At 39.8% G+C, this 13406-nt stretch carries 13 protein-coding genes; 7 read left to right on the top strand and 6 right to left on the bottom strand.

Annotation, left to right across the window (positions count from 1 at the left end; genetic code table 11):
- Window positions 1-100: 100 nt before the first annotated feature.
- Window positions 101-532 carry a universal stress protein gene (locus HRT96_RS11255; RefSeq protein WP_006032759.1) on the top strand — a complete coding sequence of 144 codons (432 nt, stop codon included), beginning with the start codon at window positions 101-103 and terminating at the stop codon, window positions 530-532.
- Between the two features lie 105 nt (window positions 533-637).
- Here the strand turns inward: HRT96_RS11255 and HRT96_RS11250 are convergent, their stop codons facing one another.
- Window positions 638-2080 (bottom strand): cytochrome P450, encoded by a 1443-nt coding sequence (locus HRT96_RS11250; protein WP_293156407.1) that lies wholly within the window; start codon window positions 2078-2080, stop codon window positions 638-640.
- A gap of 148 nt (window positions 2081-2228) precedes the next feature.
- Window positions 2229-3239 carry a hydrolase gene (locus tag HRT96_RS11245; RefSeq protein WP_293156404.1) on the bottom strand — a complete coding sequence of 337 codons (1011 nt, stop codon included), beginning with the start codon at window positions 3237-3239 and terminating at the stop codon, window positions 2229-2231.
- Between the two features lie 183 nt (window positions 3240-3422).
- Between HRT96_RS11245 and HRT96_RS11240 the strand changes: the two genes are divergently transcribed.
- From HRT96_RS11240 to HRT96_RS11220, 5 genes are all read left to right on the top strand, one after another.
- A complete protein-coding gene (locus HRT96_RS11240) occupies window positions 3423-3917 on the top strand; it encodes a DUF2947 domain-containing protein (protein WP_293156401.1) in 495 nt (164 codons plus the stop codon).
- 9 nt (window positions 3918-3926) lie between these two features.
- Window positions 3927-4394: a YchJ family protein gene (locus HRT96_RS11235; protein WP_293156398.1), complete on the top strand. Its 468-nt coding sequence runs from the start codon at window positions 3927-3929 to the stop codon at window positions 4392-4394.
- Window positions 4395-4566: 172 nt separating this feature from the next.
- The gene (purU, locus tag HRT96_RS11230; RefSeq protein WP_293156395.1) at window positions 4567-5400 is read left to right on the top strand and encodes a formyltetrahydrofolate deformylase; all 834 of its coding nucleotides are present in this window, start codon (window positions 4567-4569) and stop codon (window positions 5398-5400) included.
- A 137-nt stretch (window positions 5401-5537) separates the two neighbouring features.
- Window positions 5538-5978, top strand: a complete 441-nt coding sequence (locus HRT96_RS11225) for a hypothetical protein (RefSeq protein ID WP_293156392.1) — start codon at window positions 5538-5540, stop codon at window positions 5976-5978.
- A gap of 165 nt (window positions 5979-6143) precedes the next feature.
- Complete coding sequence (locus HRT96_RS11220) at window positions 6144-6887, top strand: DUF3581 family protein (protein ID WP_293156389.1); 744 nt, start codon at window positions 6144-6146, stop codon at window positions 6885-6887.
- Window positions 6888-6894: 7 nt separating this feature from the next.
- Here HRT96_RS11220 and HRT96_RS11215 read toward each other — a convergent pair whose 3' ends face one another.
- Complete coding sequence (locus HRT96_RS11215; protein WP_293156386.1) at window positions 6895-7368, bottom strand: Lrp/AsnC family transcriptional regulator; 474 nt, start codon at window positions 7366-7368, stop codon at window positions 6895-6897.
- A gap of 578 nt (window positions 7369-7946) precedes the next feature.
- On the opposite strand from HRT96_RS11215, the gene HRT96_RS11210 reads away from it, so the two are divergent.
- Entirely contained in the window at window positions 7947-9047 is a 1101-nt protein-coding gene (locus HRT96_RS11210) for a ketoacyl-ACP synthase III (RefSeq protein WP_293156383.1), read from the top strand.
- A gap of 119 nt (window positions 9048-9166) precedes the next feature.
- Here the strand turns inward: HRT96_RS11210 and HRT96_RS11205 are convergent, their stop codons facing one another.
- The 3 genes from HRT96_RS11205 to arcB all read right to left on the bottom strand — a co-directional run bounded on the left by HRT96_RS11205 (window position 9167) and on the right by arcB (window position 13349).
- Window positions 9167-9424 carry a lipoprotein gene (locus HRT96_RS11205; protein ID WP_293156381.1) on the bottom strand — a complete coding sequence of 86 codons (258 nt, stop codon included), beginning with the start codon at window positions 9422-9424 and terminating at the stop codon, window positions 9167-9169.
- A 111-nt stretch (window positions 9425-9535) separates the two neighbouring features.
- Entirely contained in the window at window positions 9536-11008 is a 1473-nt protein-coding gene (cls, locus tag HRT96_RS11200) for a cardiolipin synthase (RefSeq protein ID WP_293156378.1), read from the bottom strand.
- Window positions 11001-13349, bottom strand: coding sequence for an aerobic respiration two-component sensor histidine kinase ArcB (gene arcB / locus HRT96_RS11195; protein ID WP_293156375.1), 2349 nt, complete (start codon window positions 13347-13349; stop codon window positions 11001-11003). The genes cls and arcB overlap by 8 nt, the downstream gene beginning before the upstream one ends.
- Window positions 13350-13406: the final 57 nt, after the last annotated feature.

Here is a 13406-nt window from a genome sequence, read left to right as displayed (position 1 = left end):
TCTAAGTAACAGTTTGCTGACCCTAAGTGAGTATATTTAATAGTGTAAGTACATTATTTCACGACTAACGATTAGTCTTATCTTGAACAGGAGTTCCATCATGACCATTAACAACATCCTTTGCCCAACCGACTTTTCAGATATGGCGAATAGAGCGATAAGCTATGCAGCAGAAATGGCGTTGAAATATGATGCGACCTTACATTTAGTAAGTGTAATTAATGAGATACATGGCTTTGATAGTTTCCAGGTACTTGCTATCACCCCACGTGATATTCACGAACATATGTTAAAGATCACACAAGAAAAACTGGACGAATTAACCTCAGATATTAGACCTAGTATTCCATTACATACCGCGGTACTAGAGGGACATCCATCAACAGAGATAACGCGTGCGGCGGCAGAATTTGATTGCGATATGATCGTTATCGCAAGTCATGGTCGTACTGGATTGGAGCATATCCTCATTGGCAGTGTCGCAGAATCAGTGACTCGCCATTCTCACTGCCCGGTCTTGATCGTGAAGTAAAACCAATAATGGTCCCATTAATTAAATTGATTTAATGGGCTTCATTATGACTTCAGATAAAGATTATTCATTTGAGTAAAAATGCCATTAATCTCATGGAAAATATCATTTACGTGGCATTAATGTCAGCGCTAAATTGGTCGGCCGCATAGTAAACGCAAACTCTTCGCCGACTTCAGGTGCCTGATCGGGCTGACTAATCACGTAATACCAACATAAACGGGCAATCACAGCCTTGCCTTCCATCATTGCTAAACGCTCACCAGGACAATGCCTTGCCCCCGCACCAAACGGAATATGACTACTTTGTAGATGCGGACAAACCGGCTTTTCGGGTGTCGATAACCAACGTTCAGGATTAAATTTTCCAGGGCACGCCACCACCTTTTCATCTAAGCCGCCGGGGCGAGTTAATATAAAAATAGCCGTACCTTTTGGCAATTGAATGCCATTACTCAATACCGTATCTTCTGTCGGTTCTGCTGAAATAAGCGGTGCAGTGCCTTTAAGTCGCAAGCCTTCACGTAATATCGCTTCAATAAACTCAAATTGCTCTAATGCCGCCAGATCTAGTGTTTCAATATCGCCATTACAAACCTGAGAGACTTCATCAATCACTTGCTGCTGTAAATGTGGATTTTTAGCTAAATAATACAAAGTCCACGCCAGCATATTAGACGTTGTATCTTCACCCGCGAGTAGCAAGGTCAAAATGTTGGCAACAAGCTCATCATCCGTTAACTTATTATCCTCGCTGTCACTGGCGACAATCATGGCTTGTAAAATTGTTTCAGGCTCTTCGGATAACGCACTATTTCCAGCCAAATCAGCTTTAGCTTTGGTGATCATAGTTACCGCTAATTGATAGACTTCTTCGCGGGCTTTATCAATACGACGCGTCTCAGGAGTACGGATATAATGCCACCACGGAAAAGGATATTTACTGCGTTTGTTTAATGCATGAAATAAGCGATCTATATTGTCTCGTAGATGGGTATCGGTACTGCCTGATAGCATATTGGTTTGATAACCAAATACCAGACTGGTGGTAATATCAATGGTAAAATACTGCAATAACTTATGTACGTTAAATGCTGCTCCCGTCGCTATTTTTTGGTCGATAGTCGTTTGTAAATTGATGGATAATGACTTGAGGTGAGGAACAAAGTTCGCCAATGTTTTGTAAGAAAATGCAGGCATAATCAATCGTCGTTGCCGTTTCCATTTATCACCGTTACTGGAAAATACCCCATGAAACCCCAAATCTTCAAACAACCACTCTAGGCGTTCGGTACGATTAAACAATTTCGGTCTTTGTTTGATAATTTCTAAGCCTATTTTAGGATCTGAAATGACTAAAAACTGCTTATTTAACAATTTTATTTGATACGCAGAACCGTACTCTCTAGCCCAAGCTTCTAAATTAGTATGAAATGACTCTGATGATATTTGAGTGAAATTACCGAGAATAGGTGTTTGTTTTGGTCCTGGCAGCTCATCGAGAGATATTGTCGATACATTCATATCCTTAACCATGTTGGCATTCATTTAGCTTTCCCTGTTTTATATAGAATAGTGCTACAAAAGTCGCTACCATTAACAATAGAACACTTTTTTAAGATGGCATTGCAAATGCAATCAGGTCTCAAAAAATAGGTAAGTTAAATATTTGGTATTACTGTTTTTATCTTTAATACTATTTTTTATCTTTAATACTATTTTTATCTTTAGTAAATTCATTAAACCAAGTTGGGATCCGCTCTTCCAACCAATATTTTGGCTTTAAAATGGAGCCATACACAAAACCAACATGACCGCCATAACGACTTAATTCAAATAAAATATTTGCCGACATATCTTTAGCGTTTGGGATCATTTTTTTCGTTAAAAAAGGATCATCTTCGGCATGAATAAATAATGTGGGGGTTTCTATCTTATGCAAAAACTGCAAACTACTGCATTGACGATAATAATCTCGCGCATTTTTAAAACCATGTAGCGGTGCGGTGACACGATCGTCAAATTCGAAAAAAGTATTTAATTTTTTCACTTGTTTGGTCGTTAAATTCAGCGCATTACGCATATCTAAATGCTCAAATTTACGCACCACACTGGCTTGCAGACGTTTAATCAACCGGCGTTGATACGCTTTAGAAAAACCTCTTTTGATCCGCTCCGCACTTTCTGCTAATAATAATGGCGCAGAGACCACTGAAGCAGCTAACAATTGTGATTGCTTACCGGTTTGTGCCAGATAATGCGTTAATACACTGCCACCCAAAGAATAACCCACCGCAAATAAAGGCGCGTTAGGGTAACGCTTGGCAATCAAACCGATCACATAACTTGCATCACTGGTATCACCAGAATGATAAGCCCGTAATAAGCGGTTTGGTTCTTCACTACAGCCACGAAAATGCATCACTAAACCAATCCAACCCGCAGTATTGACTGCACGCATAATACCTTTTACATAAGGCGACTCGACAGAGCCTTCAAGCCCATGGAAAATAATAACAATCGGTTTATTATTTTCGGCCGTTGGCAGCGCAGTCCAAGCGAGATCCAGAAAATCACCATCTTCGAGTTCTAATCTTTCACTAATTGTCGGAAACGTCAGATTTCGGCGGCTTATCGTCGGCAGCATTGTTTGTAAATGCGCATTACGTATCCACCACTGTGGCTGAAATTGACTCGGTTGAAACATATTTTAATACCTTAAGTTAACCAACTGGTCATTAAACAGCGTCTTACATTTTATAATAACACCACTAGGATATCTTATAATAACACCCCGACTCGTTAAATGACGGTCAGTTGAGTAATTAATACCGCCAATGTAAATAATGCTGTAAACTGAAAATAATTTTACTTATAACCAGTGCAATTAATGAATTATATCGAACTTGAATCTTATTCTCGAAAGTGGATCTTCAACCATAAATCACTGCCAATTAACGCTGATGATTTAGCTAATATCAAACCCTTTAGCAAAGAAAGAGCCGGTCAATTATGGAGCCAACTTATTAGCTCGCAATGTAACTTTACCGATCAATTCAGTAAAGGCGACTGGCCACATGACCAAAAGACTTGGTTGCTAGAAGCTGACTGGCAGCGCGCTTGGGACAATGATGATAGCCATGAATTACCTGAAGAAGTGCTTGCACATTTAACTTGGGATGATAACAGTAAAGTTTATTTTTGCTATGAACGTTTCAATATGATTGAAACGAATTGGGGCACATTTAAACGTAACTGGAAAAACTTTTTGTTCTATGATGACGGTGCATTATTAATCTCGGCGAAACGTAAAGAAACCCTTTCATTTAAAGAGAACGGGTCCGTATTAATTGGTACGCGCGCACCTGCTCAGCCAGCTAAATAAAGAGCCATTATGCATACTTCTTGTAGCTGTGGTTTAGCAATGCCCTTTAAAGATTGCTGCGGTAAATACATTTACGGCACAGCAACGCCGATAACTGCAGAACAATTAATGCGTTCGCGTTACAGTGCTTATGTAAACAATGCACCCGTTTATTTAATGGCAACACATCACCCCGATTTTATTGCTGACTTAAATGAAGACTTGATTACTGAAACCGCAGAAAATACCCCGTGGTTACGATTAGAAATAATCGTCAGCCAAGGTGATGAAGAAAGCGCAACTGGCATCGTGGAATTTAAAGCCTGGTTCCAAGACGGCGAACAAGAAGCGTGTTTACATGAACGCTCCAACTTCGTATTTCAAGACCAACAATGGTTTTATACTAATGGCGAACTTAATCCTGCGCCACTAAAACAAAACCGTAACGATCCTTGCTTATGCGGCAGTGGTAAAAAATATAAGAAGTGCTGTGGTTAGCCATCATTGCTAAACACAGTAAATATGGCTAATGGCATACTAGAAATAAGTATTTCATTTAGTCATATACCCAGCTACTTCAAAATTCACAATCCTGCTCGTCTCTGATATAGCATCTTGAAGTAACTTGGGTATATCACATTAAACATCAAATAAAGTAGTAGATATAATCATGGAAAAGAAAATATTACTGGCCGATTGTCCCGATCAAAAAGGACTTATCTCGAAGATCACCAACATTTGTTACAAGCATCAACTCAATATTATCAACAACACCGAGTTTGTCGATAACACCCACAATCGATTTTTTATGCGTACCGAACTCGAAGGTATATTCAACGATGAGACCTTACTTGCCGACCTCGATAGCGCGCTACCAACAGGCTCACACCGTAAACTGGTTTCTGCGGGTCGTAAACGCATCGTCATCTTAGTCACCAAAGAAGCGCATTGCCTTGGTGATATCTTAATGAAAAATTACTACGGTGGTTTGGATGTTGAGATCGCCGCCATTGTGGGTAATTATGATAGCCTGGCCGAATTAGCCGGAAAATTTGATGTACCTTATCATACTGTTTCCCACGTCGGTATTAGCCGCGAAGAACACGAAGAAAAAATCATTGAAACAGTAGAAAAATACCAACCTGATTATGTTATTTTAGCAAAATACATGCGTATTCTAACGCCCAATTTTGTCGCTGCATTTGAAAATAAAATCATCAATATCCATCATTCTTTCTTGCCTGCTTTTATTGGTGCACAACCTTATAAACAAGCATTTGAACGTGGTGTGAAGATTATTGGTGCAACAGCCCATTACGTCACCAATAATCTTGATGAAGGGCCGATTATTTTGCAAGATGTCATCCACGTAGATCATAAATACAACGCCGAAGATATGGCACGTTCAGGCAAAGATGTAGAAAAATCAGTGCTCAGTAAAGCATTGCGTCTGGTACTTGAAGAGCGCGTATTTATTTATGAAAACCGTACCGTCGTCTTCTAATCTGCTGTAGCGTTGAATAAATAAGGGATAGAGCCATAATTCATTCAGGAACTATCCCTACTTCCCTTCATATTTACCTTTACACTAGTAACTAAATTGTTAATATTAATGACTTATTCATAATTTAATGGTTCATCATGCTAACAATTATCTTTACCGCATTACTCAGTAGCATCTTTACAGCTCTGGCGTTTCTTTATGTCTTCATAAATGTCATTAAGCCCTATTTAGCCACTCAGATCGCCTTGATAAAAATCGAAGCTGAAACCACCATTAGCCAAGCATCCCCACAAATTAGTAAAGATATTGCCGATGCTATCGAAGCAAAATTTGCCGAGCTACAACCCGAGTTAGAAGCCCATGTAAAACAAGAGCTCGATCAGATTATTGATGAATTCTTACCGCAACTCAGTAAAGAAGTTGAGGATGGTGTCGACAATGCCTTTAAAAAGTTTATTCCAACGATGATGGGTTCGGCTGCGAGTATGCCAGCTGAAACGCTCATTAAAACCAGTTCAACCTTATTTAATACCGGCATTGGAATTTTAAGAAGTGTGACTCCAGATGTGAGAAAGTAGTCATTTCGCCATCATTAAATAGCCCTGATCGAGCTTACATAACCATAATATGCTCATCACGTGATCTGGTCTGCATTTTAAACAATCATACTTGCAACTGGATCGACCTGCATATAGACAAAATTAATGTAAACTGGCGTTTTCATCATCGTAGCTTAATTATATATGTTTCTAAACGAATTCTATTCTCAAAAAGACAGCTCTTTTCGCTTTACTCAACAGCAGGCTAGTCGATTTGCTAAAACGGTAGCGAACGATTATAACAAGATCCATGATGTAGATAATAAACGATTTTGTGTGCCTGGTGATCTTCTTTTTGCTGTGTCTTTGACTAAATTCGGCTTATCTGAAACGATGAAAATTGATTTTACCGGTATGGTTAAAAACGACGTAGATATGCAGTTTTCACCACTTTTAGATAATAAAACTACGATAGTAAATGCTGACGATAAAGCATTTATGGAGTTAGAAGTCAGTGGAAAATCGTCTCACAATGAAGACATAATCAGTAAGATAATTACAGAGTATGTGCAATTTTCAGGAAAAAATTTCCCAGACGTCATGGTACCTCTCATGCGTAGCGAAAATTTAATGTTTAATCCTGCACGTACTATAATCATGTATAAATGTATGCAAATAAGTATGTCACGCGTGGATGTTAAAAACATTTCATTAAAGTTTAATAACGCCATTATCGACGTATACGGTAAGCGTGCAACCGTTACCTTTAAATTTGATTTTTACGACAGTGAAGAAAAAGTAGGTACGGGCCAAAAAGAAATGCTGTTAAGTGGTTTGATCCCATACGAAGAATCAGTAATGAATGGTGTCATTGCAGATTATCAAGCTGCAAAAGCAAAATACCTTTCTGCAGCAAGCGAGTCACCTATTTACGCTTTAACTGACTGATAGCATATTATTTAATATGGTCGAGCGGTAATACCGTTCGACTCAAAATATTGCGTAACATAAAGCTCGATCTCACCCCTGTTACCCCTTTAATTCGCGTTAGCTTTCCTAACAATAACTCTTGGTAATGCTCCATATCCGGCACGATAACCTTTAACTGAAAATCGGCATCACTCCCGGTTATAATACAACATTCCATCACATCAGGGATCGCGGCGATCTCAGCTTCAAAATTATCAAATCGCTCAGGCGTATGTCGATCCATACTAATATGGATATAAGCCGTCAGCTTTAAACCAAGTTTTGCTTGGTCAAGCAAAGTCACATGCTTATCAATTAAGCCTAACTCTTCTAAATGCTTTACCCGTCGCGAGCACGGCGACGCCGATAGACCAATTTTATCCGCTAGTTCTAAATTACTGATCCTGCCATTTTCTTGTATTAAATTAAGAATTAATTTATCGGTTCGATCTAGTTTCATATTCATAGTCCCTACTCCACTGTTTACGTCTAAATTAACACCTCAACATTAAATTGAGAATGAACATAGCGTACTAAAACTTAACTAGGGTCAATTATTGCTAATTATAAGCTTTAATTCAAATGTAATTGCTAAATAATAGCCAATTAATGCAAACATCGCAACCACCCTCTCCATCAACCTCGCTATACTAAACCCAGTTAAAGATAACGCCAAAAGCTGATTAGCAGACACCTCAATCCAGGTCGATGCGGTGATAGAATTACCCTTCTTGCAACCAATCAGGCACCACTCCTTATCCGGGAATTATCGTCATCACCAATGACAGGTCATATTAACGCAAAGATAGGCATCTTAAATGATGCCTTTTTTGTGTCCAATTTTCAGACCAGACATCCCATCTATTATAAATTAGCTACCACTTTCAAAGACTAACCTCTATAATTGAGCAAGTAATATTAATTACAGTAACAGGCACTCCGCTAAACAGCGTATAATAGAATACTTAATCACTTCGTATTGCGTATATTTTACGACCCGCTCTGTCTTATCCAGTCACAAAACACAGGTAAATTTCAATGCATTATGCAAATATCACCGGTTGGGGTAAATGCCTACCGCCTGCAACGCTAACAAATAATGATCTCAGCACTTTTCTTGATACTAATGACGAGTGGATCCGATCTCGCACTGGTATGCAAGAACGTCGTATCTCACATGTAAGTACATCAGAGCTAGCGTATGTGGCAGCCTGCCAAGCTATTGCAGCTGCGGGTATTAAGGCATCAGAACTTGACGGTATTTTCTTTGCGACTTGTACTGCCGATTGCACACTGCCAAGTGCAGCATCAAAAGTACAAGCTAAATTAGGCGCGACCAACGCCGCTGTATTTGATATGAATGCGGCTTGTACTGGTTTTGTTTATGGCCTGAGTACCGCAAGTGCATTTATTCAAAGTGGTCAAATGGACAAAATATTAGTAATAGGTGCAGAACGCATCAGTTATCTCCTTGACTGGACAGAGCGCAGCACTGCAGTATTATTCGGCGATGGTGCCGGCGCAGTGATTCTGGAATCGAGCACTGAAAAACAAGGTATTTTAAGTAGCAAAATTGGCTGTGATGGCGATGCTGGTCATATCCTTTCAGTACCTAACTTTGGTACAGACAGAGCACGTTTCAAAAATGTTGATGGTCTATTTGACTTTAACTTCGAAGGTAAAGAGATCTTTAAACGTGCAGTAACACGCATGGGCGAAGCCTCTGCGATTGCCCTAGAAAAAGCGAAAATGACACCCGAAGACATTGATTTTATTATTCCTCACCAAGCAAACTTACGTATCATTGATTTTTTAGCCAAACGCATGGGTGCGAGTAAAGAAAAAGTTATGGTGAACGTACATAAATATGGTAATACCTCGTCAGCAACGGTGCCGATTGCACTTTGTGAAGCGCTAGAAGAAGGCCGTATTAAAGCCGGTGATAATGTATTATTGGCGGCATTTGGTGGTGGTTTGACTTGGGGTGCAGCCATAATCAAGTGGGGCGAAAGAACAACGCCGATCGCAACATCAGATGTGGCACTACCTGAATATAACGGCACTGCGTTGGATCTCATCCAGGATGCAGTCAAGGGTTGTCAAGATGCTAAATTAGCCCGTGAATCTCAAGCGGATTAATATAATAGCTAACACGTTAATGAATTAATTTATTAACGTGTTAACCTATTAATTTGTTAACAGTACCATCAAGCCAAATAAATGAAACCGCATTCACTTGGCTTTTTGTATGTCTAAAACTACTTACACTCACCTTCAGAATAACCACGCACCATTACATCAGAACATGCACCACATGCGTTACTGAATGTTTTCAGGGCACCTGACTCCGAAGTTCCACATACAGGGCGATAATCCATCGTACACATCTGTGGACGCTCATCTGGGCAGCTATTGTTGTAGCTTGGCAATATCGGTAATGGCTTTACTGTATGTTCTGTACTACTACATGCCGCTAAAGCAAATACTGTCAATGCTAATAAAATTGTTTTTTTCATCTGAATTCCTGCCCTTCATTGATTGCTAATACTTTGTTGTTAGTGATTGGTGGTTAGTCATTAATTGTTAGATATTACGCGCTTTTTTTATTAACCCTTTCTGATTCATGCTTATAATAACGGGTTAAATAAGTAAAATAGGCTTTCTAAAAATCGTTGTACTCGACCTCGTTGTCGCCATTGAGTGAGGCATACCTGATGAGAATGGGCAATGTAAGATAACTGTAATTGATAAAGTTCTTCAATAAAAGGGGACTTATCAATCAGTAATGTGACTTCAAAATTTAACCAGAAACTGCGCTTATCTAAATTGACTGTACCGACTAAACATAGCTCATTATCCACCAAAATACTTTTAGTGTGCAGTAAGCCATTTTGGTATTGATAAATTTCGACACCGCATACCAGCAACTCATCAAAAAAACCTTTGCAGGCATAATCCACCATGCGTGAATCATTCTTCGCCGGTAGAATAATCTGCACTTTTACGCCGCGCGCACTGGCAGTTTTAAGCGCTGCATGTAAGGTTTCATCCGGCACAAAATAAGGCGTGGTTAGAATTAACGATTGTTGTGCGGAGTAAATCGCTGAAACCAATACTTGATGAATATTATCATCATCAAAATAAGGTCCTGATGGGATCATTTGCACATGACTGCTCTCTTCGAATACAGCGCTTTCTTGGTATTTAGACACCCTAGTATTAACTAAACTTTCCCCCGTTTCCATCTCCCAATCCCATTCCAACAGCGAGCCGGTAATTGGAATAATAGGCCCTTGCATGCGGATCATAATATCAACCCACTCACCGACCCCAGCGTTTTGTTTAAAGATCTCTGGATCAACCAAATTCATACTACCGGTATAACCCACATGGTTATCAATCGCGATAAGCTTACGATGCATACGCAAATCTTGACGATGAAAGAATATCCGCATCGGCCCAACGGGCAGCACTTCAATAAGGTGAACACCAGCCTGCTTAAATAGCTTAGGCCAACGACTTTTAAAAAATGGCGAACTGCCTACCGAATCGAGCATGACGCGGCAGTCGACACCACGTTTGGCGGCATTAATCAGCGCGCTAGCAACCAGGTCTGCTTTACCGCCAACGGCCCATATATAAAACTCGAGATAAACAACGTGAGTAGCGGTATTCACATCCACTATTATCTGCTCAAGAATACCGTGAGGGCTGGTTAATAATGTCAGTTGATTACCGGTCACGGCTGGCATTTGAAAACGGCCATAAATCAACTCACGCAATGGGGTAACTAAGCTTCTCTTATCCGCATCACAAGCGATCAGATACGAGGCTGCACATAGATTAATCCGTTGGGTAAAAGGACCGAGCATTGCTGCGGCTCGTTGCACTCGTTTTTTACCTAAATATAGCTCACCAAAAATAAGATAAATAATGACACCTGCAAACGGTAACGCGTAAATCACCGCCAACCAAGCCAACGATATACTAGCAGGACGTCGCTTAGTGATAACCCGAAATGATACTAATATAATTATCACTGCATGCAGAAAAACCAGCAGTAAGGTAATAAAATTAGTAAACGAATCCCACTTATCCATCTTGGTTCTCAATCCAGGTCTTCAGACGCTTAACGTCATATTGATATTCAGTATTAATCTGCTCAACCCAATCATCAATATTTTCCCACCATGTAGGTTGCTCTGGTGACTGGGCTAATTGTGATACCTGCTGGATCCGTATTAATCCAACCGACCCTGCCGCGCCTTTAATCTTATGAGCTTCGTCAACAATCGCATCTTGATCTCGCGCCGTTAAATTAGTATTTAACAACGTCAAATAATGCGGCATTGTTTGTTCAAACAAACGCACACTTTGCAGTAATAAATCTTTACCTAAGGTATCAAGATATTGCTGTAATAAATCAATATCAAGGTATTCATCCAGCATTTCTTGCTCATCAGCAACCCCATCAGCAGTATAATGCAGGTTAGGTTCATCCCCTTTTTCTACCTTGCTGAATAAGCGACTGATCACCCCGGTTACGGCATTGATAGAGAGTGGTTTACTGATTGCATCATCCATACCTTTCTCAATATATTCTTGACGATTATTAATGACATTAGCCGTTAGCGCGACCACTGGTGGTAACTCAAGCGTTTTATTTTCGCGTAAGGTTTTAATAATTTCAAACCCAGAAATATCAGGTAAATTAATATCTAAGAAGATTAAATCATAGCTATTATTCTCTGCCATTTGGATAGCGCTACGGCCATCAACAGCCACTTCAACAGTATGACCGAGTTTATTTAGAATTGCGGTACACACAGTAACATTCAGTTCAATATCTTCGACCAGCAGGATAGACAGTTTAGTTTGCTCACTGTCAGCAGTACCACTCGGTAGTAAGCTATCCACACCATCCACATCAAACTCGATGGTGAAACATGAACCTTTACCTAATTCACTACTGACCCAGATATCACCTCCCATTGCCGTCATTAAACTTTTAGCGACAGCCAGACCAATCCCCGTACCCGTAGCACGCTTACTGCCTTGTTCCTGATAATACATCGCGAATATCTTATCTTGTCCATCGGCAGAAATACCAATGCCGGTATCCTCTACTTCAAAGGTTAGACCAATTTTGTTATTCGCTTCCTCACTGGTAAATATCCGGATACTAATTTCACCTGAATCGGTAAACTTAACGGCATTAGACACCAAATTCCACAATACTTGGCGCATTCGCGTGCCATCGGCATTGATAAAATCGGGAATATCACCAAATATATCAAATGCTAACACCAAGCCTTTTTGTGCTACTTGAAGCTGTGCTAGCGTTTCAATATCGTTAAGAAAACTTCTGAATTCAATCGGTTGATTTACGATCTCAAATTTACGGCGGTCAAATTTATCCAAATCAATAATATCATTAAAGATATTACCCATTGTTTGCGCGCTAACATAAATAGTATTTAAGTGCTGACGTTGTTCAGCATTAAGCGAGCTATCAAGTAAGATTCGGCTTAAGCCAACTACGCCATTTAACGGCGTCCGTAATTCATGACTTATGGTCGAAATAAACGTGGTTTTATCCCGGCTGGCTTTTTCTAATGCATCTTGGTATTTCTTACGCTCGGTAATATCACGGCCATAACCCAGCACCCCAATATATTCATTCCGACGTCCAAAAAAGGGCACTTTTCGTAATTCAAAGCAGGCCTTATGTCCATCAGGGTAAGTTAACCACTGTTCATAGGTTTCCGGTAATTTGGTATTAAGTACGGCTTTATCTGTTGCCGCAAATTTAGCCGCAATTTCAGTATCAAAAGCATCAAACGGCGTCAAGCCAATAAGCTCTTTTTCAATCTTACCCGTGAGTGCTTCCATGGCTAAGTTACAACCAGAAAATTGCCCCTGTTCATTACTGTAATAAACCAGATCTGGCGAGCTATCAATAAATGAACGTACTAACGCGGACCGCTCTTCAACCACTAATTGTGCTTGCTCACGCTGAAATACCTCATTCTCTAAATCTTTGAAGGCCTGGTTTCTATCTGCTTCCGCTTTTTTACGCTCTTCAAACTCAGCATTAAGCTCAATAATATTTACTTGTAACTCTTGTTGTAACTGTAGATCACGGGCCCTGACTTCTTGCAGTTTGTAGACCATTTTACTGAGTCGTTTTCGTGAGTGTTCGAGTTGCTGAACGACGATAGAGAGAAAAAATACCACCCAAGGCGTAACGATAATCGCAAATAAAATTGCCGCATACAGATCATCAAGTTTAACCTGACCTCGCAGAATATAATTAATGCTGGCTTGAATAGTAATAGAAAAGAAAATAACCGTCGCGGCGGAGAGGATACTAAAACGAATAACACCCAATTTAGTGAGCATATCAACATAGTATTGAGCCCAAGCTCTGATTTTCATCATGGTGTTCCCATATTAATAAAATTATCTAGATAATTAATAATATACGATAGGTTATAA

It is taken from the genome of Moritella sp. (assembly GCF_013215705.1).
Lineage (GTDB): Bacteria > Pseudomonadota > Gammaproteobacteria > Enterobacterales > Moritellaceae > Moritella.
The sequence above is the reverse complement of the archived record's forward strand: the minus strand, read 5'-3'. Positions and strand labels throughout refer to the sequence as shown.

Coding starts and splice junctions, on each gene's coding strand:
- HRT96_RS11215 (WP_293156386.1), bottom strand. CDS start 7,368: ATGAAACTAGATCGAACCGATAAATTAATTCTTAATTTAATACAAGAA.
- HRT96_RS11255 (WP_006032759.1), top strand. CDS start 101: ATGACCATTAACAACATCCTTTGCCCAACCGACTTTTCAGATATGGCG.
- cls (WP_293156378.1), bottom strand. CDS start 11,008: ATGGATAAGTGGGATTCGTTTACTAATTTTATTACCTTACTGCTGGTT.
- HRT96_RS11245 (WP_293156404.1), bottom strand. CDS start 3,239: ATGTTTCAACCGAGTCAATTTCAGCCACAGTGGTGGATACGTAATGCG.
- HRT96_RS11235 (WP_293156398.1), top strand. CDS start 3,927: ATGCATACTTCTTGTAGCTGTGGTTTAGCAATGCCCTTTAAAGATTGC.
- HRT96_RS11220 (WP_293156389.1), top strand. CDS start 6,144: ATGTTTCTAAACGAATTCTATTCTCAAAAAGACAGCTCTTTTCGCTTT.
- HRT96_RS11250 (WP_293156407.1), bottom strand. CDS start 2,080: ATGAATGCCAACATGGTTAAGGATATGAATGTATCGACAATATCTCTC.
- HRT96_RS11210 (WP_293156383.1), top strand. CDS start 7,947: ATGCATTATGCAAATATCACCGGTTGGGGTAAATGCCTACCGCCTGCA.
- HRT96_RS11240 (WP_293156401.1), top strand. CDS start 3,423: ATGAATTATATCGAACTTGAATCTTATTCTCGAAAGTGGATCTTCAAC.
- HRT96_RS11225 (WP_293156392.1), top strand. CDS start 5,538: ATGCTAACAATTATCTTTACCGCATTACTCAGTAGCATCTTTACAGCT.
- arcB (WP_293156375.1), bottom strand. CDS start 13,349: ATGATGAAAATCAGAGCTTGGGCTCAATACTATGTTGATATGCTCACT.
- HRT96_RS11205 (WP_293156381.1), bottom strand. CDS start 9,424: ATGAAAAAAACAATTTTATTAGCATTGACAGTATTTGCTTTAGCGGCA.
- purU (WP_293156395.1), top strand. CDS start 4,567: ATGGAAAAGAAAATATTACTGGCCGATTGTCCCGATCAAAAAGGACTT.